The sequence below is a fragment of the Bacillus sp. N3378-2at genome (assembly GCF_033412715.1).
Taxonomy (GTDB): Bacteria; Bacillota; Bacilli; order Bacillales; family Bacillaceae; genus Bacillus; species Bacillus subtilis.
In genome coordinates this window covers 22775-47842 of record NZ_CP117987.1, presented here as the reverse complement: position 1 = coordinate 47842, position 25068 = coordinate 22775, and the positions used below count along the sequence as shown (strand labels likewise).

The following is a 25068-nucleotide window of genomic DNA, read 5'->3' as shown; positions in this document are numbered from 1 at the left end:
TGATTAGAAATGGGGAAAAACAAAAGAATTCCACTCTTTAATGTCCGAACAACACAAATGTCTGATGAAATGTACGATTTTGTTTTAGAGCAGATTAGTACATTCAGTAAAGGTAAGAGTAAGGGTACCTTTAGAGAGTATGCCTTTCAGCTCATAGAAAGGGACATGCAACAACAGAAAGAGGAACAGCAGAATAGAGAAAAAGATCGTCATGTTCATGATGAATTAATTGCCATGAGAGAAGAAATGAAGAAAGAATTTCGTGATTTGAGGAAGAAAATTGATCAGGGATCGATCTACGTAGAACACAAAACAGCTGATCCAAAGTCAGCTTCAGAAACGATTGAAGAAGGTCAGTTAATCACTGAAAAAATCACTGGAACTATTGAAGAAGAATACGACTATGATTTTTAAGAGCCTGGATTAATCTAGGCTCTTTTTTTATGCCATTTAAGGGAGGATTGCATGACAAACTTTTTTTAGTTGCAACACAGACGCCCTGAGCAACATTAGAATCCACTTAATCTGTATAAAATCTGTTTTATTGGCAATGCTGATACTATTAAAGGGAGGTCATAAAAATGAAATGTAAACATTGTGGTAAAACGGTCCGGATGTCAAAAGAAAAATATAATAAGAATCAAAAACTTTGTTCTAGTTGTTTTAAACTCTGGAAAAAAATTGGCCGCACCTGGGGGAAAGTTGGTTAAGAATAATGCAATTCACCATTAATACGGGCAAGGATAATTCTATATGAATCGTCTTTGTTGTATTTTTTTTGATACCAGTCAATTACACTCTCATTGTTGAGCGCCATCTTAAGAATTTCAGCTGCTAACTGTGTCTTTGTCATATCACAAGAAATGGCCAACTTCTTCAGCTTTTCATGTGTATTTGCATCCAATGAAGGATTAACTCGTGTTTTTTTATCCGAACGTACTTTTCTTTCTTCGACCTGGTTAGTCGTTTTTTTCTTCATATCATCTTCTCCCCCCAACTAAACATCAACTTATTTGAGATTATCCCACTAACACTGTAACAGCGTAACAGTTTTCATCTGTTACTATGTTATTCTGTAACTCTTTAAAATATGTACAACCAATTAAAATTGTAGGCATGGTGACTGCATGCTACTTCTCCAAAAGATTAAGCCGGTGACACTTATATCATCTCATATGTACATAAAATATGTAATTATGCACATAAAATGTAGAGAATTAGTGAATATTCAATTATTTTGATATTTTTTGTTGTAACCGCTTAATCCCTATGGTAATTTTGTTTTGGATTACCATATTAAAGGAGGTTTTTTTCTTGAAAAAAATTAAAAAAGTTCTAGTCTCTTCAGCTCTAAGTTTTACATTACTACTCCCTGTAACGGCACCAGCTGCATTGGCTGCATCAAAGCATGATTTTTGGTTTGAGTTTAAACATCAAGTTACTTCTAAAACGTACAGCCGCGGTGCTAGTAATATTAAAATTTATACTCATGCTGACACAGGTGGTAGTGGTGGCACTTTTAACATTGAACTATACAGAAAACAGAAAAAAGGCAAAGCCAAATATCTTGGCTCTAAAAAGTTCTCTCAAAACGGTTCAACTACAAACAGTTATGGAAATAAAACTAAAGGGAAATTTTATTTTATTATGAAAAAGAAGAATAATGGAGCATCGACAGGAGGATACGGGGACATTTACAATTAAGTAACAGCTTATTATAAGAATAGGGTGATATAGTGTTACTTAATAGTTTTATTATTCCGTACGTTGTTTACGCTTATGTTTTGTTTGTTGTTTATCGTTTATTTGCTGTTTTTGTGCAAAAGAAGCCGAGATATACAATAGAGAAAAGTATTTATATACTTGCTACTTTTGTTTATCTTACAGGCGTTATTTGTATGACGCTATTTCCAATTCCAACTGACCCTTTATTAATTCATGACAGAGCCGCAGAAGGCTTCCAAGAAACTAATAACCTCATACCTTTTAACACCATGAAGGATGCACTAACAGGCTCAAGTTTATCCGTAACCGTATATCAGCTCGGCGGAAATATAATACTCTTGTTCCCATTAGGATGTTTTCTTCCTCTTCTTTTCAACAGAATGAGACAAGCAAAGCGTGTTATTATCGCTGGGTTTATTGCTTCACTCATCATAGAAACCTCACAGTTTACTATATCATCAGCGATTGGACTCACATACAGAAGCTTTGATGTAGATGATCTTATATTAAACACCCTAGGCTCTGCACTTGGATACCTATTTTATAAATTCGTTTATCCAATGGTTAGACAGGAGCTATTTGAAGTGGACAGCACTAACAAGACGTCTAGGAAACAAAAAGTACGTAAACATATATAAGAGCCAATTATGGCCATAAATCAATGAGAACCAGGAAGCCACTGGTTCTTTTTTATGACCAAATAGTTCTGTCTCACAATTCCAGACATTGATCTTCTTCAGCTGCGCGCATCACCGACACAGCCGCGCCTGGCTTCCTGGTTTCCGGTACCGGCAGCATCTTTTCTTCAGCTGCAGCTGGTTCGCTCCTGGATGCCTGGCATCGATCTCTTTCTTCAGCTGCCACATCACGACAAGTCGCACCTGGCTTCCTGGTTTCCGGTACCGGCAACATCTTTTCTTCAGCTGCAGCTGGTTTCACTGTTCAGAGAATATATGTACATAAAGCATATAATTATGTACATAATTGTAGAAATATAGATAATTTTCAATTATTTTGGTGTTTTTTGTTGTAATATTCCTGATCTCTATGGTAGTTTTGCTTTGTATTATCATTCAAAGGAGGGGTTAATTTGTCTTGATAAAAATTACTGGCTGCCAACGTCAACACTAATTTAGATTTCACATTATCGTTTAATTTTTCTCTTTTGCTGATTGAGTCATTACGAAAGAACCCAAAACCCCATGAATAGCTTCCACAGCTTTAATGGCTCAAATTATCAGCTGTATCTATACTCCATAGGATTCCTCAGTAAAAATTTCACCAGTGAGAAAACATAAGAAAATTCAATGCAACTTTAGCAAATTAAAAAATGAATAAAGGAGCCGTTCAATATGAAAGCAAACTTCAAGTACTGGTCAATAGCAGCTGTTTTGGGTATTTCTCTTTTTGATTTCATGGGAACAAGCAAAGTAGAGGCAGCAGAGGTAAAAGAATCTTTGCCTATTGAGGAAAAAATTCTGTCACAGGATGAAATTGAAGCTAAGAAGGAAGAGATTGCTTCTCAAATCAAAATTTTTGACGAAAATAACAAAGAGATTCATCCTTATACAACTGAACAGCTGAAAAGCATGATTAGACTTACAGAAGAGCAGCCTACAGATAATCCAATAAAGGTATTGAAAAAAACATATTCATCAGGCTACTTTGATTTTTACTATAACATTTGGCTTGGAAAAGGGACATATGGAAAAACTTTTAAAGATCCAAGTACCCTCATCGTAACCTATAAAGGAACAGCGAGAAAGTTTTCTGTATCCGCATTTTACGATGATGGTAGAGGTGGGGCTAAAGGTCGTGCCCAAAAGGTTACTTTACCTGGTGGATGGAAAGGCCAATTTCATATGAATTGGAACTTAAAAAAAGGGAAAAGCTATCACATTAAATTCGAAAATGAAGGAAACACTGATAAATTAATTACAATAAATCAAGCTACTTTGTGGTATAACTAATTTTGATATAAAAAAGCAGACCTTAGTCGGTCTGCTTTATTCCTGTAAACTCTTTTGATGTTCTTGTTTCAACTTATCAATATCCTCTTTAAATATATAGATTTCATACTTTTTCTTTGCTTCTTCAGACAAATTATCATCTAAGTATTCACGAAGTTTTGATTCACTTTTGGTTTGATCCATCCCAATTGTAATCGTCGGATCTGTTCGGCCAATTTGAAAACTGAATAATCCAAAATCATCCATTACACTTTCCAACAATTCAGCAGTTGATTTCTCTGTGTTTTCGTCAGTTCCACTTGCATATGAAGCCGTATTAAACATCAACAAAAAAGAAGCTAAGACCAAGAATCCAATGAATTTCTTTTTCATTTTCCCGCCTCCCTTGTTTCCAGTAAATATCTTCCTAACGAGTATATCATGTCTAGCAATTGAAATCCTATAGAAGTTTTAAATGTTGCTAACTAAAGAGATATCTCTTAAAAAAGGGGGCAGCTACTAAGCTGCCAAAACAGCGAGGAAATAATCAGAAAGGCCACTGAGGACCTTCAGTATTAACTTGGAAGTTCAGGCAAGAAACCTGGGTAGCAATGGTCATTCACCCAAGTTCCACCCCTTTCGTGTTCAGGAATCCAAACACGGCCTCCCTTACAATTTCTAAAATGTCCTCTAACCTTATGTGGTCTTCTGTAATGCAACGTTAATTTACACACTGTGCATTACCTCCTTAAATTTATTTTAAGCAGGCAATATGCACTTTTTGAAACCATCAAATCTGCATAATCAGTATGTATGCTATTGTCAAAACACTTTTTTACAAAAACCTAGTTGACAACGGTAAACTTGTGAGATATTATAGTCAATGTAACGTTGTTGACTAACAATCAACACATCAGATACTGAAGATGATATTCCCGTATCATCAAACAGAAAAGCTGAACCAAAAAGGCATACGCCTACTTACATAGTATTATATCACAATTTTTAAAAGATTTCAAGTAGAAATCTTGTTTTTTGTGTTTTTTTAAAAAAGAGCCTGATACTTACTTCAGGCTCTTTTTGTTTAATGAATTTGAAATATTAATAGTGACATTCACTATCTTCATGTACTTTTATGCTTGATGGCCACCCACAAGCTTTGCCCGTTTTAATGCAGTTCCAGCTGTTGTATAAGAAATAGCTCTTAAAATCGCATCTGATCCGTATTTTTCCCTAATAGAATCCATAACATGGCCAAGTTGACGTTCCTTTTCACTGTTTTCTTCAAAAAGAGACATCTGAAATTGGTTATCATCAACTACGTTCCCTAATGTAACTGATAAGCTCCTTACCGTTTGACCTTGATAGAATTTCTTAAATAAAGCAATGCACGCTTTATAAAGTTTCATCGTGATATTCGTTGGTTGGTCTATTGTTAAAGACCGATGAAAGCCGCCTCCGCCTACTGTTTGACTATAACCTACTCCTAAATGAATGGTTCTGCCTGCCTTTTTAGCCTTTCTAGCCCGGCTGGCCACTTCTTCACACATTTCTAATATGACTGATTTAATTTCAGCTTCTTCATTGTAGTCCCTCAACAATATCTGGCTTTTCCCGAAAGAAATTTGTTCTTGCCTAATAGGCGTTCCCAGCTCGCTAAGATCCACACCATGGGCATGATAATAAATCTGATTCCCCATGATGCCAAATCGATTTTCTAATAGTTCTAAGGGATAATTTGCAAGCTGTCCTACTGTGGCGATTCCCATTCGATTCAGATTCCTCTCCATTCGCCTTCCTATGCCCCACATTTTCGATAATGGATGAACTGGCCATAATTTTGTTTGAACGTCTTCATATGTCCATTCCGCAATTCCTGAAGGGCTTTTCTTGGCTTCTAAGTCTAAGGCTAGTTTTGACATTAGCATATTTGGGCCGATTCCTACTGTTGCTGGTACACCAAAATCTCTGTAGATTGCATTTTGTATTCTTTTCGCCAGATCCATCGGTGTTCCCCATAGTCTCTTCAAAAAATCAAATCTAATTATACTCTCGTCGACACTATAGGTGAGTATATCTTCAGGTGAAGCAAACTGATAAAACAAATGAGTTATATTGGTGGAAAGCTTAATAAACATCCGCATCTGAGGATTTACAATGTGAATTTGAGGATGATCAGGTATTTCATAAAGGCGCGAACCTGTTTTAATACCAAATCGTTTTTTTAAAGCCGGTGATGCAGCTAAAACAACACTTCCTGATCGTTCAGTATCGCCTACCACAGCGAGATAACATTTCATGGGATCGAGGCCCAGCATAACTGCAGATGCACTGGCGTAAAAGCTACGCATATCTACGGTCAAAAAAGTACGTTTAGGAAGGCTATCATAGTCAATCATAAAACTTTTCTCCTTCAGCCAGCTCCACCTCGATCAAATCATCAACTGAAACAGCCTTAATATGCCCTTCATTCGTTTTTATTAACATTTCCCTCTCAATGTACTTAAAAGACCTTACAAAGCCTGTAAGCGATGAAATATGGCCATTTTCAAAATAGGAGATACTTAAAAGTTGGTTTCCTTGTTTTGCTTCATTAATTATAAGGGCCATTGCTTCAATTTTTTGTTCATCATTTTCAGGGCGCTTCATTTTTTCCATTTCAAGATTCAGCTGCTTTAACATTTCGTTGTGCTCCGGCAACATCATAGAAGTTGCCCATTTCATTAAACCTCGATCCTTTATCACTTGATCACACCCTCAAACATTTTTGATTATATATTAACAGAACATACGTTCCTTTAGTACAAGAAAGTTTTTCCTAAACAAAAAAGCACCTGAAAAGCTTCAGGTACTTTAATCTAATTTGTTTTATGCATTTTTTCTTGTTTTTCTTGTAAGAACGGTAGCAGCTGTTCATCTAATCGAGCCATATGCCATTTATGATAGTATTTTCTTCCGGTTATTCCAAATGTGGTTTTTGAGTTGAAAACTGAATATAAGAGATCCTCAGCTACCCGTTTCGGTACAACGGCCATTCGAATTTCATCCTTGATACTGTCATCATGAGCCAGGTATTTATCAAAATACTTACCATTTCTTTCTTCCTGAACTAACTCTTCAATAGCATGCAAATCCGCTAAGTTATAGTCTCGGTCGAATGATCTTTGATGATGATACTTTTTCATTGTATTATCAAGCATGTCGTCCAAAACCTTTGCATCAATTGAATATGTTCCAACAAGTTCTCTCTCAATTGAAGCATACTGTTTTAGAACTTCTCTTATGTTAACCAGATTACTTATATGAGTAGCTATAGTTAAACAGACCATCATACAACCAATAAAACTTAATATAAACAGCGTTGCTGAAGGTAAATTAAGCCCAATCAATGGCAGTCCAGCACCTAAAATTACTGGATATAATACTAAAAACAACAAACGCCATACAACTGAGAATAGTATACTGTTCCTCATCTTTTTAATATGCTTTATATTCTTCATGCCTACCTCTCTTTCCAATCCTATACTTTCTATCGGTAATTTTTAGCATATCTTCAGCATTTTTCTTCACACACTTAAATGAAACTCAACAATTCAATCTTACCCAAATTTTGATAATTCTGCTATCAAATTTCTTTGAAATATTTCTTTGAATTCCATAAAAGTCTTTGTATTGAAAAATTGATATTTATATATATCACGGGTAAGGAGGAACATTTTATATGAAATATATTCTTAGTGTCTTATTAATTGAATGGTTAATCAACAAAGCACTTGATCTACTATTTGACTATATAGCAATAAAAGTTAAATCCTTTTTAGAAAGAAAACAGAATAAGTACCCTGATTGCTTCGAGGACAGCCGGCGTCATCGACTATGAGCAATCCATTGAAGTTCTCGGATGGACGGAAAACTAATGTTTTCCTTGATTAAAAGCAGGCATCGAGCCTGCTTGGAGGCTGCTAAAGCAGCCTTTAAAACCACAAAAATCTTCTTGTAAGGCTTTGTTAACACAAAGCCTTACAAACACTTTCAACGCCCCTAACACCTTCACAGCTCAGCAGAAAGATTGATTTTCACATTACACCTCATATCGATTACATTTAATCATTTCTTTCAGGAGTTTTTAGAAATCCTTACTTTGGGGTCCCCTCCGGGTCTGCTCCCGGACTGTAAGCCGGCCCAAAACGCCGGCCAACATTCCGCGGCATCTCGCTTCCCTCTAAAATGCCCGATAACATGCATCTGTAAGCTTCCGGATTGCCTGCGGCGGATCCCGAAGCAACAGCTGCATTGTTCCTGGCCATTTCTTAACGAGTGAACGAGGACAGAGGTTCAAAAGAAGCAGAAAGGCTCCCGTAACTCCGGTCGCATTTCCGCAAAACGATTGCCGGCAGGCGCCGGCATGATTAAATCTTTTTTTTAGACGCCTTTTTTGTTTTTGTCCAGCCAAACGCCCCCACCTTGGCCAGCTAAAGCTGTCCGGGGGCTTTAGCATTTCACATTCAACATCGGCAAGCAACACGCCGGGCACGCCCGCCGCGTTACTATCCGTGTTTCATAAAAGCACACAAGGGCCGCCAATTTTTTTGTGAACGGACAGCTGCACGCATCTGTCACAAATAAATTGGTCTTAACGATCCGTAAAGGGCTGCAGAACACCCCTTAACGGATCGTAACCCCTTGTGTGCTTTTTGGCTGTGAATGCAATTCGGCCTCCGCAAAAACAAAAAAGTCTTAAAAAAAAAGGAGCTGTTACATATGTTTTTCACATCTATTGTATGGCATAAAGAAGACCTGAAATCCGCATTAGAATCCAAAGGATTCCTTGGCACTGAGAAGAATATTGAAGCCTGCATTACCAATGGCTTTGAACAAACATTAAAAGAAAGAAGCGTTGAAGAAGGATGGACAATATTAGATGACCTAATTGGATCAATCGAATCACAGCTAGATAAAACCCAGTCAAAGGCGTACTGCAGTTTTTGGACTTATAAAGCGTCCGCCAATGAATACCCTGAAACACAGGTAAGATTTTGTGTTTACGAGGACTGGTTAGAAGAAGTTCTAAACCGCAGATTCACTGATATCCCTGATATCAGTACCTTCACGAGTGAATATACGTACGACCAAACTAAACTCATTTTTGAAATAGCAACGGAAAATAAAAGTGAAAGTGGGCTAACTATTTTGAAGGAGGATGAAGGAGAATGAATATGAATGCAGCACAAGCAATTCAACGGAAAATAAAAAAAGAGCATGTGACCCCGACCAAAGAATCACTGCTCAAATCAATACGTGAATCAAAGTATACCACAATCAGCAAACTATTAAAATATGGCGATTCAAATAAGGTCATGACTCATATTGCTGAACTTGAATCCCAGGGAGAGATCATCGTATTCGATGACAAAATTATAGCAGTCAGTCCACGAATATCACTTTCTTTAATCGGACTGTTGTTTTTCGGAACAGTAATCTTCGGGAACCTCATAGCTTAAGCATCCCCATTCCAAAGGAGCGATACATGATGATACTTGTAAGACTCGATAATTCAGTAACTATCTATAAACCAATTACAGCAGATTCCGGAAGAATCATAAGCAGTCGTTACAAAGACCTCCCAGCACACCTGGAAGCAGCTAGTGAAATCAAAGTCGATTATCCTTTTGGGATGAAGAAACGCCTTAGATACGTTGAAAAATTAGGGTTTAGACTAAAAGAAACACTTCATTTTGACGATACAGCCCCTTACAGCCGAAACAGACAAATATGGTCAAAATAACATTGTAAAATCAGGCTTCAAATAGCCTGGTTTTTTCGCCGCCTTTGGCGGACGAATGGACGGAAAACTAAAGTTTTCCTTGATCAAAAGCAGGCATCGAGCCTGCTTGGAGGCTGCTAAAGCAGCCTCTAAAACCACAAAAACCTCTTGTAAGGCTTTGTTAACACAAAGCCTTACAAACCCCTTTCAACACCCCTAACCCTTCAGAGTCCAGCTGAAAGAGCTATATCTCATATCGATTACATTAGATTTCTTTAGGATTTTTCAGGAATCCTTACTTTGGGGTCCCCCTACGGGTCTGCTCCCGGACTGTAAGCCGGCCAAAAACGCCGGCCAACATTCCGCGGCATCTCGCTTCCCTCTAAAATGCCCGATAACATGCATCTGTAAGCTTCCGGATTGCCTGCGGCGGATCCTGAAGCAACAGCTGCATTGTTCCTGGTCATTTCTTCACGAGTGAACGAGGACGGAAGATCAAAAAAAGCAGAAAGGCTCCCGTAAAGCCCCGGTCGCATTTCCGCAAAAAGAATGCCGGCAGCTGCCGGCATGATTAAATCTTTTTTTAGACGCCTTTTTTGTTTTTGTCCAGCCAAACGCCCCCATTCTTGGCCAGCTAAAGCTGCCCGGGGGCTTTAGCATTTCACATTCAACATCGGCAAGCAACACGCCGGGCACGCCCGCCGCGTTACTATCCGTGTTTCATAAAAGCACACAAGGGCCGCCAATTTTTTTGTAAACGGACAGCTGCCCGCAGCTGTCACAAATAAATTGGTCTTAACGATCCGTAAAGGGCCACAGAACACCCCTTAACGGATCGTAACCCCTTGTGTGCTTTTTGGCTGTGAATGCAATTCGGCCTCCGCAAAAACAAAAAAGTCTTAAAAAAAGGAGAATTCACATGCAAGAGATCATTTTAGTGATAATAGCACTTTCATTATTTGGCTTTTTATCAGTTATCACTATCAGAACAAAAGGTGAAGGCAAAAGGTATTCCATCTTGGTTTTACTAATTGCCATAGCGTTTCTTGGTGTAGTTTGTTGCAGTAAATTTTCCTAAAAACTCAAAAGGAGAGGGTCAAATGAATGTCAATACAGCAGACGTGAATCTAGTTGGTTCTATGTCACTCAATGAGTTTCTTGAAATAGCCAAAGAAGAGTACCAAGCATTAACAGGCATACCTGAAGCTATACCTTTCGATAAAGCCTTGTTACAAAGTCATTCAGAAGAAAGTTTGGAAGCTATTTGCGGCACTTTCTGCGACTTCATAGATACAGTAATTTTGAATTTCATGGATCATAATCAATTCTTTTCAGAGAATGAGTTCATATCATATGAGCCTGCTATGTATTGCGATTCTGACGAACAAGGGATAAATGAATTTGATTGTTTCGTAGAATCTATTTTTAAACGCAACGGTAAGTATCATTTTTTCCGTATAGGCTATGTTTTCACCTATAAAGATATAGAGAATGAGTTTACTTTCCAAACGTGTCTTACTGCCATAGAAAACAGTTTGAAATCTCAAATACAGGGGTGTTATCAAAATGATAAACCAAGTGCATTTTGACATATATCAAGCAACTCTTGAAAAACAACAAGGCGATCCGGCAATAGTCATTCCTATGCCTGTTCCTGACACCGAAGCAAACGCTATGGGATACCTACAAAGACTGGTTTCTCCGCTAAAGTGGAAGGTTATAGAATGCGAGCATTTAGGCGAAAAATTAGTTCCAAACAGCAACGATTTCGATTATGAACGAGTAAATGTGAAAAACGGTAGAAATTAAAAACACAAGCATACAGATTGGTTGGCAGGGATTGGTCCCCCTGCCCTCAATCTCCAAAGGAGACGATAACAGCAATGAAATCTTTAACTATCTATGAAATTCTCACTCGCTACAAAACCTTTGAAGAACTTTGTGAAGCTCTTGATTCTTGCTTTGATCTTCACGACTTAGGTTATGTAGACGAAAACACACAAGCGAACTATATAAAGCTTTCAGAGATATCGGCAATCGATCTATTATATATGTGGAAACAAGCCAAAAAAGACAAATCGCTCCCGCCTTATGCGGAGCTTTCAAACTATGAAAAGGCGAAAGTCACCACAATCTACACTTACGTTGGTGAATTAATACCAAATGAGAACGGCATAAATGATCACTTAGGTTGTGCCTGGTTTACAGTTCCCAGCGATTGGGCAGAAAGTAAAGCGAAACAGCACGGCTATGACTCACTGTCTGAATTTCAAAGTGAGTACATCATGGATGACACTGCCGGCTGGCTACAGGATGCAATTGCGACATCTAACGTATTAATCTGCGGTGCAGGAAACCCACCCCATTCCAAAGGAGTGAGATAACATGGAATCATCTAAAAAGTCCTCCCAAGAACCTGGCTTTATAACAATTTGGGGACGGGCAGGAATATCATTTAAACTAACTAACGAGGAAATGCATAAAATCCACGCTGACCCGGACTGCTTTTCATCTATTATGACAGTCGTCCTTTCAGAGAAAAGATACGAGTTTGATGGGGAAACGTATTTTCCAGAAGAAGCCGGAGAAAATGAAGTGCTTTACACCGATAATGTTACATCTGAATTTTGCTGTTAATGTTAATAGATATTACGGCAAACAAACCAGCATGAAAATCATGCTGGTTCGCATGGTAGGAAAACTAAAGTTTTCCTTGATTAAAAGCAGGCATCGAGCCTGCTTGAAGGTTGCTAAAGCAACCTTTAAAACCTCCCCCCTGATTTTGCTAGCGCAAAAACAGGGGGAAAACCAAAATCAATTTGCTATAATGAGCGTAACTGAAGATGCAGCCACATCTCAGTTACAAAATCATTCTGCTGATCAGTGTGTTTTAATACACTGATCTTACTTTTTAAGTGCCGTTAAAATTAATGTGAACATCCCAACTAAAACTGTTGCTGTAGTTCCATTCGTAGCAATTAACAACTGTAGTACCTCATTTGTATCCATTTGACACCACCCCCTCTTTATATTTCAAAGCATAGCACATCCTTTTTTCCATTTGTGATCCGTTGTTATCAAGATTAATTGGGGTCCCCCTGCGGGTCTGCTCCCGGACTGTAAGCCGGCCAAAAACGCCGGCCAACATTCCGCGGCATCTCGCTTCCCTCTAAAATGCCCGATAACATACATCTGTAAGCTTCCGGATTGCCTGCGGCGGATCCTGAAGCAACAGCTGCATTGTTCCTGGCCATTTCTTCACGAGTGAACGAGGACGGAAGATCAAAAGAAGCAGAAAGGCTCCCGTAAAGCACCGGTCGCATTTCCGCAAAACGTATGCCGGCAGCCGCCGGCATGATTAAACCCTTTTTTTAGACGCCTTTTTTGTTTTTGTCCAGCCAAACGCCCCCACCTTGGCCAGCTAAAGCTGTCCGGGGGCTTTAGCATTTCACATTCAACATCGGCAAGCAACACGCCGGGCACGCCCGCCGCGTTACTATCCGTGTTTCATAAAAGCACACAAGGGCCGCCAATTTTTTTGTGAACGGACAGCTGCACGCATCTGTCACAAATAAATTGGTCTTAACGATCCGTAAAGGGCTGCAGAACATCCCTTAACGGCTCATAACCCTTGTGTGCTTTTTAGCTGTGAATGCAATTCGGCCTCCGCAAAAACAAAAAAGTCTTAAAAAAGGAGGACAAAATGATCATAGTCAAGATCGATTTTGGTGATTATCAATTAAATGTTTATTTAGAAGGTGATTACCAAAAAGAGCAAAAACGATTAGGTGATGCTTTTGAGGAAGCAATGTATAAAAAAGCTATTGCCCAAACCAAAAAGGATGGGTGGGCTTTGCCTCCACTTAAACGTTTTTTTGAAGTTACAGAATAAAAACGGTAGAAATCAAGAACACACGTACAAGGGTTATCGGTTGGGGGTTGGTCTCCCCTTCCACTCAATTTTTAATCAAGGGGCGAAAATGAGTGACTAAACAAGAAATAGCGCTGGTATTAGCCAGATACATTACAGATTTAGAACTAGACCTTAAATTAACAGAGGAAGAAAAAGAACTTGCTAACTGTCCATTTGAAGTTCAACTCTACCAAGAAAAATGCAAAGTAGTTCTAGACAAATTGCAACTGTTGTCTGACATACGGCAAGATTTACGAATTCCTGATGTTAAGTTTTGGCGAGCATTAAAAATGATTGAATATGAAAACAAAAAAGGAGTGTCTATGTAATGGCAGTAAAAACGTACGTAAAACCTGAAATCACAAAGAGATATAACGAGTTGCACATGTACAAATACAATCCCGATCACCAAATTCAGTATTATGCAAACAAATTTAAAAACGATCTAGCACCTCTAGTTCAAAATGAAGATCAAAGAGATTATTTTCTAAATAGGTTGATGGAGTTTGAAAAATTTTTAACTCAGCGAATGGAGAAATCACTTACCATGATCAAAACACCAAGTCCCTTGATTACCGGACGGGCAAACTATCCATTTGAAAGAAAGCAAAAGGAATTAACTCGAAAAGACAATTATGATCGAGAAACAACTGAAAAGATGACACGGTTTATTCAAAACACAAAGAAACATCTTGGCTCCTTAGAGAAGCCCGAAGAAAAAGCAGTAAAGGCATATTCTGAATTCAGAAAAGATTGTATAAGAATCCGCCTAATAAAAGAAGGTAAAATGCCTGGATATGATATTACGTTATTCAAAAACAGTCTCGTCACCAAATTAAAAAGACTATTCAAAGAAGGACACAACAAGGAAGAGTTATACAAGATATTTGAAGCAGAAGGCATGACAAAAGTTTTCACAAAACGTCACAGCATCTATAAACTCTTTCAAGCTGAAGAAAAAAAGCCGCACTATCCCACTTTGACTTATGAACAGTGTCGCGTAGTCGCTGATGAAGAAAGCGACAGATTAAAAATTATCTTTCCTGATGATCAACGGCCCGACGATCAATTAAAAGATAAATTAAAGAAAAACACATTTAGATGGTCACCACACTCACAAGCCTGGCAAAGAAAATTAACAATGAATGCATATAGGGCCGCAAAGGCTATATTTGAATAGAAACTCGGTAGAGATTAAAAACACAAGCACAAATCGGACAGGATTCGTCTACCTGTCCCTCTATATAAATTCGGAGGGGAACAATATGGAGTACCTAGTAGTTTGCGAAATTGAAGTAGATGCCAATTCAGAAGAAGAAGCAGCCGAAGAAGCTATCGAAAGCTTTAAATCGTTAATCACGGAAGGTTCATTATACGTTGAAGTGAAAAAATTATAATACTACCGTCATACTTTATTGAACGGTTCAGCAAGGAGTTTTTGCAATGACAAAAAACAAATTATTAAACGCCTTAACACTATTCAAAACTTCCGCACGGGAGATTTCTGATTTATGGGATGAATCTGATGATGTTACGTTTAACAAACTTAATGAGGGTTTTCCATTCGATCAAGATTTTTGTGAAGTAGTTGAAAAAATTGAAAATTGGTTAATTACGCAACAAGAACTGCTCAAATAACAAAAAGAAGTTACCGCGCTACATAGCGCGGTAAGCTCGTTACGCAAGGTCGGAAAACTAAAGTTTTCCTTGATTAAAACGCAGGCATCGAGCCTGCTTGGAGGTTGCTAAAGCAACCTCTAAAAACATTAAAACCTTCTCTGGTGGTTTTGCTGCGCAAACCACCAATCAAAACCTTGTAAGCTTCTTCTTTATATCTTCTCTGCTATAATTACAACAACTTTATATCATGATGACTGCTGATGCTGGAACATCTTCAGTCACCCTTTTAGATCAGTTTTTAAGCTGATCTTTTTAATTACCTGTAGCAATCAAAATAACTTTAAACATACCAAACAATATTGTGGCCGTAAATGAATTTGTAATTAAGACAAGCCTTAACATCCACAGCAGTTCCTCTTTATTCATATTATTTCTCCTTTCTCCCTTACTGATTTTTTCCATTCCGTTTAACCTCCTTCCTTCGATTAGTCTTATTTTTCTTTTACACTTCATAACTTGCATTAAGCTATTATTTTGGGACATTAAATTTCAAACCCCTCTCTTACATGTTCACTAGATAATACTCGCACTTTTTTTATACCGCACATTTAAGGGAAAATTTCTACCCTCATTATTAACTGCGAAGCGATTTTTAAAATGGCACAAATTTATGGTGAAAACCTCTTCTAATTCTAACTGCGTATTATTCTTTCAAAATGGACATCATCAGTTACTATAAGTTGCGTATCTACTTCTAAAAATGGTTAAAAATTTCCCTTGGGTCCCCCTGCGGGTCTGCTCCCGGACTGTAAGCCGGCCAAAAACGCCGGCCAACATTCCGCGGCATCTCGCTTCCCTCTAAAATGCCCGATAACATACATCTGTAAGCTTCCGGATTGCCTGCGGCGGATCCTGAAGCAACAGCTGCATTGTTCCTGGCCATTTCTTCACGAGTGAACGAGGACGGAAGATCAAAAGAAGCAGAAAGGCTCCCGTAAAGCACCGGTCGCATTTCCGCAAAACGTATGCCGGCAGCCGCCGGCATGATTAAACCCTTTTTTTAGACGCCTTTTTTGTTTTTGTCCAGCCAAACGCCCCCACCTTGGCCAGCTAAAGCTGTCCGGGGGCTTTAGCATTTCACATTCAACATCGGCAAGCAACACGCCGGGCACGCCCGCCGCGTTACTATCCGTGTTTCATAAAAGCACACAAGGGCCGCCAATTTTTTTGTAAACGGACAGCTGCCCGCAGCTGTCACAAATAAATTGGTCTTAACGATCCGTAAAGGGATGCAGAACACCCCTTAACGGCTCGTAACCCCTTGTGTGCTTTTTGGCTGTGAATGCAATTCGGCCTCCGCAAAAACAAAAAAGTCTTAAAAAAAGGAGAGTCACATTGTGGGGAAATCAGTTTATGAAATCATCACGGAGAAAATTATTGCACAACTTGAAAAGGGTGTTGTTCCTTGGCATCAGCCCTGGACAAATTCCTGTGCAGCAGTTAACTGGAAAACACAAAAGCCTTATCGGGGTATCAATAACTTTTTAGTCCCTCCTGGGGAATACGCTTCTAAAAAACAAATCTTAGAAGCTGGCGGCCGCATCAAAAAAGAAGAATTTAAAAACTCACATATCATTGTGTTCTGGTTATGGAAAGAGTTTGAAGACGAAGAAACAGAAGAAAAAAAGAAATTTGCAAAGCCTATCTACTACCGCGTATGGGATATCAATAAACAATGTACCGGGCTAAAAAGTAAACGAAAACAAGAAACGTATAATCACGATCCCATTGAAAAAGCTGAAGAAATTATCAATAACTATCCCAATGGTCCAACCTACACCTTTGAACCTGGAGAAGCTGCATACTTTCCAACACTCGATAAAATCAATTGTCCGCCAATACAAGATTTTAAAGTGCCAGAAGAATACTACTCGACTCTTTTCCATGAAATGATACACAGTACAGGCCATAAAAGTCGCCTAGCAAGAACCTTTGGTACATTTGGTGACGAGAAATATTCTAAAGAAGAGCTAGTGGCAGAAATGGGTGCAGCTATGCTGTGCGGCATTGCCGGGATAGAAAACAATACCATTGAGAATAGTGCAAGCTATATCAAATCCTGGCTTTCTGCATTAAAAGACGATAACCGCCTGATATTCCATGCATCTGCACAAGCCCAAAAAGCTGTTGACTATATTTTAGAAAATACAGAAGAAGATCAAATAAGTACGGCAAGTTAAATACAGGTAGGAATCAAAAACACAAGCACAAGGAAAAACTCGCGGGGCTGGTCCCCCCGCATTTACTTATGGACAGCAAAAATCAAAGGAGGAAAAAACATGAAAACATTTCGAAAAGGTGCAAAAGTACAGCTTTTAGTTGATCACGATTCACCATGGGGGCACTTCCCAAAAGGTACAATAGGGAAAGTTATTTGGCATGACAAAGAAGATGAGGAGATGTCACACGTAGCAGTTGATTTTTACTATAAAGATACGGAAGCTCTTTTACGTGAGGATGAAAGTTTATCTTTCTGGGACGTGGAAGATGGTCCAATAGTTCACGAAAAAGACTTAAAACTCGTGAGTTCAAATTAGGCGCAAAATTTGTTGCGGCTAAAATCGCAACCGGCTTTTGCCGGTTACGCAAGGTCGGAAAACTAAAGTTTTCCTTGATTAAAACGCAGGCATCGAGCCTGCTTGGAGGCTGCTAAAGCAGCCTCTTAAACCCAAAAGAAGCAGAAAGGCTCCCAGAAAGCCCCGGTCGCATTTCCGCAAAAAGAATGCCGGCAGCCGCCGGCATGATTAAATCCTTTTTTTAGACGCCTTTTTTGTTTTTGCTCAGCCAAACGCCCCCATACTTGGCCAGCTGAAGCTGTCCGGGGGCTTTAGCATTTCACATTCAACATCGGCAAGCAACACGCCGGGCACGCCCGCCGCGTTACTATCCGTGTTTCATAAAAGCACACAAGGGCCGCCAATTTTTTTGTAAACGGACAGCTGCCCGCAGCTGCCACAAATAAATTGGTCTTAACGATCCGTAAAGGGCTACAGAACACCCCTCAACGGCTCGTAACCCCTTGTGTCCTTTCGACTGTGAATGCTGATTGGCTCCCCAAGCAAAACCAAAAAAGTCTTAAAAAAAGGAGAATGAATCATGAAGAAAGCTATGTCATGGCATTTGGATGTGTCCGATCATCTAACGCCTCACTTGAACCGTACTATCACTCTACCAGAAACGGATTTTATTGCTGAAGATTTAGACTATAATACTATGGCATTCAATAAAACTGACAATCAAATTGTCTTCACAGAATCGGGTACATTTCCGCAGCACAACCTGGTTATTCAATACCTGCCGGCAGGCACATCAGGAATTTTAGCTGTAATTAAAATTACAGCCATATTCCTCTCAGCCAAAAAAACGCTCAAAGGAGAAAGAACATGCTAACTCGAAAGTTAATGCAAGCTTTGGCCGTCCTGGTCATCCTACTTAGTGGATGCCAGGGCGTTAGCAGCAGCCATTCTGGAACAACTGAAAAGACCGTTGATCTATCTGATAAAATTGAGGTAACTGTTAGACGCGTTATAGATGGAGACACATTTATTGCCGATGTTAATGGTACTGAGGAAAGAATCCGTTTAATATTGGTCGATACTCCGGAAACAGTCCATCCAACAAAAGCAGTGCAGCCTTATGGAAAAGAAGCTTCAGCCTTTTCAAAAAAGACGTTAGAGAATCAAAGTGTTTATCTGGAATACGACAAAGAAAAGCGTGATAAATACGATAGACTATTGGCATACGTATTTTTAAAGGACGGGACCTCATTTAACAAAATTCTCTTAGAGAAGGGCTATGCTCGTTTAGCTGTTTTTCCACCAAATATTAAATATGAAGATGAATACAAACAAGCTGAAAAAGAAGCAAAGAAAAAGAAATTGGGATTATGGAATAATAAGAAAGGTGAATAAAACAATGTGTAAAACTATACTTCCTTTAGAAAAAGAACTTCCTATTGAATATCTGTATACAGTGGTTTGTCTTAACGATATTTATGAGCGTTTGTATGGCTTTAAAAAAGGTGTTGTTTACGAGTTTTTTAGAAAAGGGGCAGAATTCCGCAACGCAAAGGTGAATGAATATTATGTAAGAGCGTATGGCACAGATATTTATCAAGAAATTGACTTTAGACTTGTATGTTTTGCCTATACCACAGATAAAGAAGATCCAGAAGATGAACTGGAACTGTATCGTAGATCTTTTTCATTTACCGATAGCAAAAAGGCGCCATCTTACTTTAAAGTTTTGGGACATCCTCGTGATAGTATTGAAATAACTAGATACAAAAAATTTTTAGGATTGCTGAAATACGTTGAATACAACTACTTCAGACCTAGAGTAAAAAAGGAAAGTATAAGTTCTGAAAAATGCTCTCTGTTAAATAGAGAAATCAAGGCTAAAGTGTGGGCCCCTATTGAGTTATTAAAAAAACAGAACAAAGATATAATCTTAGAGTTTTCGGAATCTATTTGTTATGCACTAGCCACCTTAGAAAACTTTTGCAAGATTCCTGATGTTGTGGACTTAAAAGCTGAAATTGATAAAGTAAATGAATTGCTTAAAGGATACTATTCATTTGCTTTATCCGCCAATGAGTCATTTAAAGATAAAAAGACTAAAGAAATGAAAGAATTCCTCGAAAAACATCACTCATTAATGAATTCACTTAATGAGAACATTAAAAATCTAACTGACGGGAGATCAATGAAATGAAAACTTGCCCATACTGCGGTAGCCCCGTAGCAAAAGAAAACGAATCTAACTATTATGAATGTGAATTCTGCATGATCAAGATAAAAGACGCCGAAGAAGATGGCAGCCGCAAAACAGTTCCCTTCCGTGAAACTGCCGATGAAGAGGACCTTTACAAGACTACACCTGAATTAATGACTTTTCACACATATGAGTTGCTTTGCTTGTTAAAGCTTATCAGACAAAAACGCAGCCAAAAGTATAATGAACTTTATAAGAAGGCGGCGACCGGTAACACTGATTCACAGGAATCCAGGAATGATTATCAATTCCTCACAAAGAAAATGAATATCGTTGAAAATCTCTTGCTGCAAAGACTTGGATATATTCCGGATAGTCTATATGATTCTTTTCTTAAAAAGTACCTGGATAAGATTAAGAACGGCAAAAAGACCAATGAAAAAATGAAGATATACTCCAAGTAACATCCTGGTTTACATATCTCACCACGATGTGTATCATTACATATAATCAATCTTTGTGCTTGAGGATTGATTTCTACCGGCCCCGGACATGACCATCCGGGGTTATTTTTGTTAGATGACATTAATACCTCTATTTGATAACATGATAAGTAGCCCAAAGTGCTACCAACACCTTGGACAGTGGAAAACTTAAATTTTTGTAGACTTCCCTTTAGATTTTTCGGCTTGCGGGAGGTCTATTTTTTTAACAAGATCAACCAAAGCGAAAAAAACGCTAGAACAATCAGCCCTTCAACCATTACAATCACCTCCTTATTTGATCGAGCATAAATTCTTACATATTGGAAATAATAATGTCAGGGATTTCCCTGTCAGGGTACTACCAATACCCTGGACAGTGGAAACTTAAATTTTGGTAGACTTCCCTCTAGATTTTTCGGCTTGCGGGAGGTCTATTTTTTTAACAAGATCAACCAAAGCGAAAAAAACGCTAGAACAATCAGCCCTTCAACCATTACAATCACCTCCTTTCAAATTTCCGTAGTAACCAACATTATCCCCACTTTTTTTTGTTACAATTCCGATGATGCTTTTTAATGAAATCCTAACAAACTGACGTTCCGCCTATGCTTTTACTTGATGTCTCTTCATTATTTTTATCAGTTTGATGTTATAACAAAACATCAATTCTTGTTTTAAATGTCTTAAAGAAACAAAATATATTTAGTAACTAAAAGGGGAGAGTGACTATTGGTCACTCCCCCCTAATTTGGGCTTGTTCCTTATCATATAATTAGCCTCAGATACTGCCAAAGTATATAGGAACCATTTATTTTGCTTTAATGTTTAACTTTAGAGCAACTATAGCATATGTAAAAAATTCTGAAAAGAAAAATTGTCTGTTTCCAATTTTCTTCGAGCTTCCGGTGATTCTTGTTTCAAACAGTTTGCATTATATACCAGGTTCAAATGACTTTATAGGCCATCGTCCTTCCTTTATTATTTCATAAGGGAGGTGATTTTTTGTTTATATCCCCTATGCTGCTTGAATCCACAAAAGAACCATTCGATGATGATTCTTATATCAGTGAGCTTAAATTTGATGGTATACGGATTGTACTATCAAAATTCAATAATCATATAAAGCTTTATACACGTCACAACAATGAAGTTAGCAGCAAGTTTCCTGAGTTATTGAATTTAGATGTTCCTGACGGTACGGTGTTAGATGGCGAAATAATCGTAACCGGTGCCGATGGATCTCCTGACTTTGAGGCTGTTATGGAACGGTTTATGTCCAATAAGTCCCCACATAAGATCGTATATTGCATTTTCGATGTCATTTATTCAAACGGCCAATCCATCGCATCAAACCCACTAACGCAACGTAAAGAAGTGCTTAAAGGTCTTGAAATAAACCATCCGAATGCTTTTGTACTTGAAGGGATAAAAGGAAATGGTGTCTCCTATTTCAATATGGTTAAAGAAAAAGGATTAGAGGGCATCGTCCTAAAAAAAGCAAACTCAGTATATGAAATCGGAAAACGGTCTAAGAACTGGATTAAAGTCATTAATTATGACTTTACTGAAGTGCTGATAATCGGCTACACACGTAAAGATATAAAATTTCTGCTGTCTTACCAAGATGGCACGCCCGCTGGCATGATGGAATTTATGCCAAAGTCAGAGCGACATAAGTTTCATTCAATGAAAAAATTAAAGTCTGAAACTGAAGATTTTGTTTTTGTTGAACCTGTCTCGTGCAAAGTTAAACATCGTTTTATGACCAAACACGGGAAACTTCGTTTACCTTCATTCGTTTCTTGGAGAGAGTAACCTCTCCATTACATAACTACTCCCCCACTCTTTTTTTAAAAAATCCACAGCAAAAAAAATAAAATAGCCCACTAACACTGTTACACAGTAAATTTGTTAACGAGTAAACCTGTTACACTGTTACAATCACGAAAACCTTTCTTTATCAACGTTTCAACCTCCCTCTTCGGAAATTTTCAATGTCGCTAACGTATAAGATTGGGGATGTCGCGGGCCTCACCGTATTTCCAGGTGCTCCGATACCTGGCATCGACCTCTTTCTTCAGCTGCCACAGCACCGGCGCAGCGCGCCTGCTTTCCTGGATTCCGGATGCGGCCGGATCTTACCTTCAGCTGTATAGAGGATACTGACGCACGGTCTTTTCCTGCCTATAAACAAAAAATCGTCCTTTAATAAAAAGGACGATTACTATTTTAACGATTTTCCTGATCTGATTTAATTTGATTTGACTTATTCAATAAATCATTTAAAGACCGAACATTCGAATTCATTTTAGAAATTGTTCTTCTTAGATTTTGAGAAGGAATATACTTACCATCGGCTGTAATTTTTCTAGCCCTAGTTCCGGCAGAACCTTTAACTTTTCTTGCCCTTACAGCTGGGGAACGTTTAACAACAACCGAGCCAGAGCTACTGTAATTCGCAAGTTCTCTACTCATTAGTGCTCCCTCCTATCAGCAAGTTCAAAAATTCAAAATAGAGTTGGTGTTTATCCATTATAGCACATTCAACCTCTTGTGCGTATGCTTCAGCACGCTTTACATTCCAATCCTCTTCAAGTGAAAAATGAAGGCATAGAACAAAGTTATCAATGGCCTCAGTGATGTAGAATGTCTTTTTATCTTCCCTGTAAGTAATTAATCGTTCACCTTGATTGAAGGCATCAACAACATGAATTCCCTCTTCGTATAATGCAAATACTTCCGGAGCTGTTATATCTCCTGCTTTTCCGACCAATCTTAATGTTTCTCCATCCTGAGAATATAACGAAGCAGCATAACATGAATTGATATGATTAACGACTACTGGGTTTGTATCTTTAGCCTGTATGATTTCGTAACTGTGGTTAAGAAATTCAATCCCTTGTTTTAAAAAGTTTGACCAATCTTGTTGCTCTTTATTCAATATTAAATTTCTTTGATGGAGCATAGTAAGGGTGTGTTCGGCGTATTCTACTAAATATGACTGCTGCTCTTCAATCTCAGTTAACTCGTCTAACCTAGGGATAAAGTCAACAACCGTCTTTAAAGAATTGCTGATCATTTGAGCAATTTGTTTAGCCTCTTTTTCCGATTGTGCATAATCAAATTCATACAACCAATACCTTTTTATATATATGTCATATAAAAATGCCCAAACAAAAGGATCAGCAGCTTCTAAATGTCTTTTAACCATTCCATCCTGACTGGCGATCCAGTTTTCGAAAGGATCAAAGGGTGAATCAGGCGGCCTATGGTTCTCTTCAATATATTGGTTATATAGTGAGTCAAAATCCTTTTTTAATTCAAAGAACCTCTTTTTGATATCCGGATTTACGAAAACCAAAATGTGCTTCTTCTTTTTCCAAGCTTCTTGGAATTCCAAGTATGTAGGTGTTACATTCCCCCATCTTAATTCCGGTTCTTCACCTGATTTAGTGTTTATCAGTAATATGACAATGTCGCTTTTCTCAACTACTTCGATGCAATGCTTCATTGTATCCGGCTTCCATGTTCCAAAATCTTCTTCTTCAAAGATGGGTACCTCATGGCCACATTCTTCTAAGTGTTTTTTGATGATTTTTCTCGGTGTCTTTAAGGACTCTTCGTATGCTGAACTGATAAATATTCTCGTCTTATCAATAACCAGCGTGCTCTCCCCCTCTCACTTCCATATTGAAAATTATACCTCTTGATTGCTCTATAGGAAATTAATCAACAAAAAAAGTCATCAGGATTACCCCGATAACTTTTTTTAAATTCAATTTCAAATTCACTCCTCTTCACTTACACTAGAATTATTCCTTTTATGCCGAACAAATAGACTGATAATGACTCCCAAGATTCCAAAAAACAATATTATATAAAAATGAATACGGAATGTTTTTATAACCGAGAGTGTTTGATTTTGTACATCTTGATCAACTGGTAACCATGAACGAAGTGCTTCGCCAAACCCTCCGGTACTAAATGCCATTATTAGAAATATTGCTCCTATAGAGATAAACACACGTTCAAATTTTTTAAATAGGCTTAACAACAAGAAAATAAAAGACAATCCTGCAAATATATTAAACAATGTCTCATTCATATTATCTTAAACCCCTTCATTAGATTGACTATCCACTGCAATACGCGTCATTAAGAACGATCTTATATTTTATTCAACTCAATTGAGCCGGCATTATTTAACGCGCGTTGCTCTTTTATGAACTGTTTTTCAAATTCAATTCTTTCTTTAGCATGTTTAACATTGACTTTAAATAATTCGTTTTTCTCTCTACGATAAGGTTTAATTGTGTTTTCGGCTTCTCTTCTAATTGACACGATAATATCCGTCACTTCATCTCTAAGAGCTTTAATCTCCTTTATATGGGGGTCATCATAATCACCATAGATTAGAGATATCAATTGATCAAATATTATTTTCAAAGAGTCATCATAGCGTATAAGCTGAATGTATACTTTATAATAAGCTTGAGGAAAATTCCTTACCAATAAATCATTCTTATTAGAATGATCAAAGCGTGGAGCCTCTAATCTAAGAACATCCAACAGATCTTTAAGATTATCCACCAGTGTCGTAAAACTTACATCCTTGTTTGGGCGATATACGATAGCATCCATTTTAAGACTTAAATTTTTTTGTATCTTCAAATAATCTCTAATTAACTTTTTACTCGTATTGTACTTCTTAGGAAGCTCTCTCATATCAGAAATTTTATTGGAGATATTCATTAAACCATCAAAAATTTCTGGACCCCATGCAGCTAAAGGCAAAAGTAACAATGATGTTAGTAATAATAAATATTCCATGCTATCTCC

General features: G+C 38.0%; 37 protein-coding genes. 23 read left to right on the top strand and 14 right to left on the bottom strand.

The window, feature by feature from the left end; translation table 11 throughout:
- Positions 1 to 9 precede the first annotated feature (9 nt).
- Complete coding sequence (locus tag PUN35_RS22330) at positions 10 to 414, top strand: hypothetical protein (RefSeq protein ID WP_013603290.1); 405 nt, start codon at positions 10 to 12, stop codon at positions 412 to 414.
- A 292-nt stretch (positions 415 to 706) separates the two neighbouring features.
- On the opposite strand, the gene PUN35_RS22325 is transcribed toward PUN35_RS22330, so the two are convergent.
- A complete protein-coding gene (locus PUN35_RS22325) occupies positions 707 to 979 on the bottom strand; it encodes a hypothetical protein (RefSeq protein WP_013603288.1) in 273 nt (90 codons plus the stop codon).
- A 335-nt stretch (positions 980 to 1314) separates the two neighbouring features.
- On the opposite strand from PUN35_RS22325, the gene PUN35_RS22320 reads away from it, so the two are divergent.
- Positions 1315 to 1704 carry a hypothetical protein gene (locus tag PUN35_RS22320; RefSeq protein ID WP_013603287.1) on the top strand — a complete coding sequence of 130 codons (390 nt, stop codon included), beginning with the start codon at positions 1315 to 1317 and terminating at the stop codon, positions 1702 to 1704.
- 32 nt (positions 1705 to 1736) lie between these two features.
- Positions 1737 to 2363: a VanZ family protein gene (locus tag PUN35_RS22315; protein ID WP_013603286.1), complete on the top strand. Its 627-nt coding sequence runs from the start codon at positions 1737 to 1739 to the stop codon at positions 2361 to 2363.
- Between the two features lie 73 nt (positions 2364 to 2436).
- Here PUN35_RS22315 and PUN35_RS22310 read toward each other — a convergent pair whose 3' ends face one another.
- Complete coding sequence (locus PUN35_RS22310) at positions 2437 to 2637, bottom strand: hypothetical protein (RefSeq protein WP_033881013.1); 201 nt, start codon at positions 2635 to 2637, stop codon at positions 2437 to 2439.
- Positions 2638 to 3077: 440 nt separating this feature from the next.
- Here PUN35_RS22310 and PUN35_RS22305 point away from each other — a divergent pair, with 440 nt between their 5' ends.
- Complete coding sequence (locus tag PUN35_RS22305; protein WP_013603283.1) at positions 3078 to 3695, top strand: hypothetical protein; 618 nt, start codon at positions 3078 to 3080, stop codon at positions 3693 to 3695.
- Positions 3696 to 3731: 36 nt separating this feature from the next.
- Here the strand turns inward: PUN35_RS22305 and PUN35_RS22300 are convergent, their stop codons facing one another.
- The 4 genes from PUN35_RS22300 to PUN35_RS22285 form a co-directional block, all read right to left on the bottom strand.
- Positions 3732 to 4067: a YolC/YozM family protein gene (locus PUN35_RS22300; protein ID WP_013603282.1), complete on the bottom strand. Its 336-nt coding sequence runs from the start codon at positions 4065 to 4067 to the stop codon at positions 3732 to 3734.
- Positions 4068 to 4807: 740 nt separating this feature from the next.
- On the bottom strand, positions 4808 to 6073 hold the full coding sequence (locus PUN35_RS22295) for a Y-family DNA polymerase (protein ID WP_033881015.1): 1266 nt from the start codon (positions 6071 to 6073) through the stop codon (positions 4808 to 4810).
- On the bottom strand, positions 6066 to 6398 hold the full coding sequence (locus tag PUN35_RS22290) for a YolD-like family protein (protein ID WP_052006222.1): 333 nt from the start codon (positions 6396 to 6398) through the stop codon (positions 6066 to 6068). Before PUN35_RS22290 ends, PUN35_RS22295 begins: the two co-directional genes overlap by 8 nt.
- A 134-nt stretch (positions 6399 to 6532) precedes the next feature.
- The gene (locus PUN35_RS22285; protein WP_013603278.1) at positions 6533 to 7174 is read right to left on the bottom strand and encodes a hypothetical protein; all 642 of its coding nucleotides are present in this window, start codon (positions 7172 to 7174) and stop codon (positions 6533 to 6535) included.
- 1261 nt (positions 7175 to 8435) lie between these two features.
- Between PUN35_RS22285 and PUN35_RS22280 the strand changes: the two genes are divergently transcribed.
- Genes PUN35_RS22280 through PUN35_RS22270 form a run of 3 tightly spaced genes read left to right on the top strand, consistent with a single transcriptional unit; the run spans position 8436 to position 9459 of the window.
- On the top strand, positions 8436 to 8888 hold the full coding sequence (locus tag PUN35_RS22280; protein ID WP_061113858.1) for a hypothetical protein: 453 nt from the start codon (positions 8436 to 8438) through the stop codon (positions 8886 to 8888).
- Complete coding sequence (locus PUN35_RS22275; protein ID WP_013603271.1) at positions 8885 to 9175, top strand: hypothetical protein; 291 nt, start codon at positions 8885 to 8887, stop codon at positions 9173 to 9175. The genes PUN35_RS22280 and PUN35_RS22275 overlap by 4 nt, the downstream gene beginning before the upstream one ends.
- 26 nt (positions 9176 to 9201) lie before the next feature.
- Positions 9202 to 9459, top strand: coding sequence for a hypothetical protein (locus PUN35_RS22270; protein ID WP_013603270.1), 258 nt, complete (start codon positions 9202 to 9204; stop codon positions 9457 to 9459).
- Positions 9460 to 9749: 290 nt separating this feature from the next.
- Here the strand turns inward: PUN35_RS22270 and PUN35_RS22265 are convergent, their stop codons facing one another.
- A complete protein-coding gene (locus PUN35_RS22265) occupies positions 9750 to 10052 on the bottom strand; it encodes a hypothetical protein (protein ID WP_013603268.1) in 303 nt (100 codons plus the stop codon).
- Between the two features lie 486 nt (positions 10053 to 10538).
- Here PUN35_RS22265 and PUN35_RS22260 point away from each other — a divergent pair, with 486 nt between their 5' ends.
- The 4 genes from PUN35_RS22260 (at position 10539) to PUN35_RS22245 (ending at position 12075) form a co-directional block, all read left to right on the top strand.
- A complete protein-coding gene (locus tag PUN35_RS22260) occupies positions 10539 to 11027 on the top strand; it encodes a hypothetical protein (RefSeq protein ID WP_013603266.1) in 489 nt (162 codons plus the stop codon).
- Positions 11005 to 11247: a hypothetical protein gene (locus PUN35_RS22255; RefSeq protein WP_013603265.1), complete on the top strand. Its 243-nt coding sequence runs from the start codon at positions 11005 to 11007 to the stop codon at positions 11245 to 11247. The genes PUN35_RS22260 and PUN35_RS22255 overlap by 23 nt, the downstream gene beginning before the upstream one ends.
- A gap of 74 nt (positions 11248 to 11321) precedes the next feature.
- Positions 11322 to 11822: a hypothetical protein gene (locus tag PUN35_RS22250; RefSeq protein WP_013603264.1), complete on the top strand. Its 501-nt coding sequence runs from the start codon at positions 11322 to 11324 to the stop codon at positions 11820 to 11822.
- A 1-nt stretch (position 11823) separates the two neighbouring features.
- On the top strand, positions 11824 to 12075 hold the full coding sequence (locus PUN35_RS22245; protein WP_013603263.1) for a hypothetical protein: 252 nt from the start codon (positions 11824 to 11826) through the stop codon (positions 12073 to 12075).
- A gap of 446 nt (positions 12076 to 12521) precedes the next feature.
- Here the strand turns inward: PUN35_RS22245 and PUN35_RS22240 are convergent, their stop codons facing one another.
- Complete coding sequence (locus PUN35_RS22240; RefSeq protein ID WP_072592627.1) at positions 12522 to 12794, bottom strand: hypothetical protein; 273 nt, start codon at positions 12792 to 12794, stop codon at positions 12522 to 12524.
- Between the two features lie 347 nt (positions 12795 to 13141).
- Between PUN35_RS22240 and PUN35_RS22235 the strand changes: the two genes are divergently transcribed.
- The 5 genes from PUN35_RS22235 (at position 13142) to PUN35_RS22215 (ending at position 14989) form a co-directional block, all read left to right on the top strand.
- The gene (locus PUN35_RS22235; protein WP_033881410.1) at positions 13142 to 13330 is read left to right on the top strand and encodes a hypothetical protein; all 189 of its coding nucleotides are present in this window, start codon (positions 13142 to 13144) and stop codon (positions 13328 to 13330) included.
- 92 nt (positions 13331 to 13422) lie between these two features.
- On the top strand, positions 13423 to 13680 hold the full coding sequence (locus tag PUN35_RS22230; RefSeq protein WP_013603256.1) for a hypothetical protein: 258 nt from the start codon (positions 13423 to 13425) through the stop codon (positions 13678 to 13680).
- A complete protein-coding gene (locus tag PUN35_RS22225) occupies positions 13680 to 14531 on the top strand; it encodes a hypothetical protein (protein ID WP_013603255.1) in 852 nt (283 codons plus the stop codon). The genes PUN35_RS22230 and PUN35_RS22225 overlap by 1 nt, the downstream gene beginning before the upstream one ends.
- Before the next feature lie 85 nt (positions 14532 to 14616).
- Positions 14617 to 14748 (top strand): hypothetical protein, encoded by a 132-nt coding sequence (locus PUN35_RS22220; RefSeq protein WP_013603254.1) that lies wholly within the window; start codon positions 14617 to 14619, stop codon positions 14746 to 14748.
- A gap of 46 nt (positions 14749 to 14794) precedes the next feature.
- Complete coding sequence (locus PUN35_RS22215) at positions 14795 to 14989, top strand: hypothetical protein (protein ID WP_013603253.1); 195 nt, start codon at positions 14795 to 14797, stop codon at positions 14987 to 14989.
- Between the two features lie 294 nt (positions 14990 to 15283).
- On the opposite strand, the gene PUN35_RS22210 is transcribed toward PUN35_RS22215, so the two are convergent.
- Complete coding sequence (locus PUN35_RS22210) at positions 15284 to 15433, bottom strand: hypothetical protein (RefSeq protein ID WP_013603251.1); 150 nt, start codon at positions 15431 to 15433, stop codon at positions 15284 to 15286.
- A 292-nt stretch (positions 15434 to 15725) separates the two neighbouring features.
- Complete coding sequence (locus PUN35_RS22205; protein WP_013603250.1) at positions 15726 to 16016, bottom strand: hypothetical protein; 291 nt, start codon at positions 16014 to 16016, stop codon at positions 15726 to 15728.
- A gap of 352 nt (positions 16017 to 16368) precedes the next feature.
- Here PUN35_RS22205 and PUN35_RS22200 point away from each other — a divergent pair, with 352 nt between their 5' ends.
- The 7 genes from PUN35_RS22200 (at position 16369) to PUN35_RS22170 (ending at position 22044) form a co-directional block, all read left to right on the top strand.
- On the top strand, positions 16369 to 17211 hold the full coding sequence (locus PUN35_RS22200; protein WP_013603249.1) for an ArdC family protein: 843 nt from the start codon (positions 16369 to 16371) through the stop codon (positions 17209 to 17211).
- A 99-nt stretch (positions 17212 to 17310) separates the two neighbouring features.
- Entirely contained in the window at positions 17311 to 17568 is a 258-nt protein-coding gene (locus tag PUN35_RS22195) for a hypothetical protein (RefSeq protein WP_013603248.1), read from the top strand.
- Positions 17569 to 18127: 559 nt separating this feature from the next.
- Positions 18128 to 18421 carry a hypothetical protein gene (locus PUN35_RS22190; protein WP_013603246.1) on the top strand — a complete coding sequence of 98 codons (294 nt, stop codon included), beginning with the start codon at positions 18128 to 18130 and terminating at the stop codon, positions 18419 to 18421.
- Entirely contained in the window at positions 18415 to 18942 is a 528-nt protein-coding gene (locus tag PUN35_RS22185) for a thermonuclease family protein (RefSeq protein ID WP_013603245.1), read from the top strand. Before PUN35_RS22190 ends, PUN35_RS22185 begins: the two co-directional genes overlap by 7 nt.
- Before the next feature lie 4 nt (positions 18943 to 18946).
- Positions 18947 to 19744 (top strand): hypothetical protein, encoded by a 798-nt coding sequence (locus PUN35_RS22180; protein WP_013603244.1) that lies wholly within the window; start codon positions 18947 to 18949, stop codon positions 19742 to 19744.
- Positions 19741 to 20208: a hypothetical protein gene (locus PUN35_RS22175; protein WP_013603243.1), complete on the top strand. Its 468-nt coding sequence runs from the start codon at positions 19741 to 19743 to the stop codon at positions 20206 to 20208. The genes PUN35_RS22180 and PUN35_RS22175 overlap by 4 nt, the downstream gene beginning before the upstream one ends.
- Before the next feature lie 1023 nt (positions 20209 to 21231).
- Positions 21232 to 22044, top strand: a complete 813-nt coding sequence (locus PUN35_RS22170) for an ATP-dependent DNA ligase (RefSeq protein ID WP_013603241.1) — start codon at positions 21232 to 21234, stop codon at positions 22042 to 22044.
- A 414-nt stretch (positions 22045 to 22458) separates the two neighbouring features.
- Here the strand turns inward: PUN35_RS22170 and PUN35_RS22165 are convergent, their stop codons facing one another.
- The 4 genes from PUN35_RS22165 to PUN35_RS22150 all read right to left on the bottom strand — a co-directional run bounded on the left by PUN35_RS22165 (position 22459) and on the right by PUN35_RS22150 (position 25059).
- On the bottom strand, positions 22459 to 22704 hold the full coding sequence (locus PUN35_RS22165; protein WP_013603240.1) for a hypothetical protein: 246 nt from the start codon (positions 22702 to 22704) through the stop codon (positions 22459 to 22461).
- A complete protein-coding gene (locus tag PUN35_RS22160) occupies positions 22697 to 23866 on the bottom strand; it encodes a DUF4062 domain-containing protein (protein WP_256683832.1) in 1170 nt (389 codons plus the stop codon). Before PUN35_RS22160 ends, PUN35_RS22165 begins: the two co-directional genes overlap by 8 nt.
- Before the next feature lie 150 nt (positions 23867 to 24016).
- Entirely contained in the window at positions 24017 to 24334 is a 318-nt protein-coding gene (locus tag PUN35_RS22155) for a hypothetical protein (protein WP_013603237.1), read from the bottom strand.
- Between the two features lie 62 nt (positions 24335 to 24396).
- On the bottom strand, positions 24397 to 25059 hold the full coding sequence (locus PUN35_RS22150) for a hypothetical protein (protein WP_013603236.1): 663 nt from the start codon (positions 25057 to 25059) through the stop codon (positions 24397 to 24399).
- Positions 25060 to 25068: the final 9 nt, after the last annotated feature.

Coding starts and splice junctions, on each gene's coding strand:
- PUN35_RS22330 (WP_013603290.1), top strand. CDS start 10: ATGGGGAAAAACAAAAGAATTCCACTCTTTAATGTCCGAACAACACAA.
- PUN35_RS22325 (WP_013603288.1), bottom strand. CDS start 979: ATGAAGAAAAAAACGACTAACCAGGTCGAAGAAAGAAAAGTACGTTCG.
- PUN35_RS22310 (WP_033881013.1), bottom strand. CDS start 2,637: ATGTTGCCGGTACCGGAAACCAGGAAGCCAGGTGCGACTTGTCGTGAT.
- PUN35_RS22305 (WP_013603283.1), top strand. CDS start 3,078: ATGAAAGCAAACTTCAAGTACTGGTCAATAGCAGCTGTTTTGGGTATT.
- PUN35_RS22300 (WP_013603282.1), bottom strand. CDS start 4,067: ATGAAAAAGAAATTCATTGGATTCTTGGTCTTAGCTTCTTTTTTGTTG.
- PUN35_RS22295 (WP_033881015.1), bottom strand. CDS start 6,073: ATGATTGACTATGATAGCCTTCCTAAACGTACTTTTTTGACCGTAGAT.
- PUN35_RS22290 (WP_052006222.1), bottom strand. CDS start 6,398: ATGAAATGGGCAACTTCTATGATGTTGCCGGAGCACAACGAAATGTTA.
- PUN35_RS22285 (WP_013603278.1), bottom strand. CDS start 7,174: ATGAAGAATATAAAGCATATTAAAAAGATGAGGAACAGTATACTATTC.
- PUN35_RS22280 (WP_061113858.1), top strand. CDS start 8,436: ATGTTTTTCACATCTATTGTATGGCATAAAGAAGACCTGAAATCCGCA.
- PUN35_RS22275 (WP_013603271.1), top strand. CDS start 8,885: ATGAATATGAATGCAGCACAAGCAATTCAACGGAAAATAAAAAAAGAG.
- PUN35_RS22270 (WP_013603270.1), top strand. CDS start 9,202: ATGATGATACTTGTAAGACTCGATAATTCAGTAACTATCTATAAACCA.
- PUN35_RS22260 (WP_013603266.1), top strand. CDS start 10,539: ATGAATGTCAATACAGCAGACGTGAATCTAGTTGGTTCTATGTCACTC.
- PUN35_RS22255 (WP_013603265.1), top strand. CDS start 11,005: ATGATAAACCAAGTGCATTTTGACATATATCAAGCAACTCTTGAAAAA.
- PUN35_RS22250 (WP_013603264.1), top strand. CDS start 11,322: ATGAAATCTTTAACTATCTATGAAATTCTCACTCGCTACAAAACCTTT.
- PUN35_RS22245 (WP_013603263.1), top strand. CDS start 11,824: ATGGAATCATCTAAAAAGTCCTCCCAAGAACCTGGCTTTATAACAATT.
- PUN35_RS22240 (WP_072592627.1), bottom strand. CDS start 12,794: ATGCCGGCGGCTGCCGGCATACGTTTTGCGGAAATGCGACCGGTGCTT.
- PUN35_RS22235 (WP_033881410.1), top strand. CDS start 13,142: ATGATCATAGTCAAGATCGATTTTGGTGATTATCAATTAAATGTTTAT.
- PUN35_RS22225 (WP_013603255.1), top strand. CDS start 13,680: ATGGCAGTAAAAACGTACGTAAAACCTGAAATCACAAAGAGATATAAC.
- PUN35_RS22220 (WP_013603254.1), top strand. CDS start 14,617: ATGGAGTACCTAGTAGTTTGCGAAATTGAAGTAGATGCCAATTCAGAA.
- PUN35_RS22215 (WP_013603253.1), top strand. CDS start 14,795: ATGACAAAAAACAAATTATTAAACGCCTTAACACTATTCAAAACTTCC.
- PUN35_RS22210 (WP_013603251.1), bottom strand. CDS start 15,433: ATGGAAAAAATCAGTAAGGGAGAAAGGAGAAATAATATGAATAAAGAG.
- PUN35_RS22205 (WP_013603250.1), bottom strand. CDS start 16,016: ATGCCGGCGGCTGCCGGCATACGTTTTGCGGAAATGCGACCGGTGCTT.
- PUN35_RS22195 (WP_013603248.1), top strand. CDS start 17,311: ATGAAAACATTTCGAAAAGGTGCAAAAGTACAGCTTTTAGTTGATCAC.
- PUN35_RS22190 (WP_013603246.1), top strand. CDS start 18,128: ATGAAGAAAGCTATGTCATGGCATTTGGATGTGTCCGATCATCTAACG.
- PUN35_RS22185 (WP_013603245.1), top strand. CDS start 18,415: ATGCTAACTCGAAAGTTAATGCAAGCTTTGGCCGTCCTGGTCATCCTA.
- PUN35_RS22180 (WP_013603244.1), top strand. CDS start 18,947: ATGTGTAAAACTATACTTCCTTTAGAAAAAGAACTTCCTATTGAATAT.
- PUN35_RS22175 (WP_013603243.1), top strand. CDS start 19,741: ATGAAAACTTGCCCATACTGCGGTAGCCCCGTAGCAAAAGAAAACGAA.
- PUN35_RS22165 (WP_013603240.1), bottom strand. CDS start 22,704: ATGAGTAGAGAACTTGCGAATTACAGTAGCTCTGGCTCGGTTGTTGTT.
- PUN35_RS22155 (WP_013603237.1), bottom strand. CDS start 24,334: ATGAATGAGACATTGTTTAATATATTTGCAGGATTGTCTTTTATTTTC.
- PUN35_RS22150 (WP_013603236.1), bottom strand. CDS start 25,059: ATGGAATATTTATTATTACTAACATCATTGTTACTTTTGCCTTTAGCT.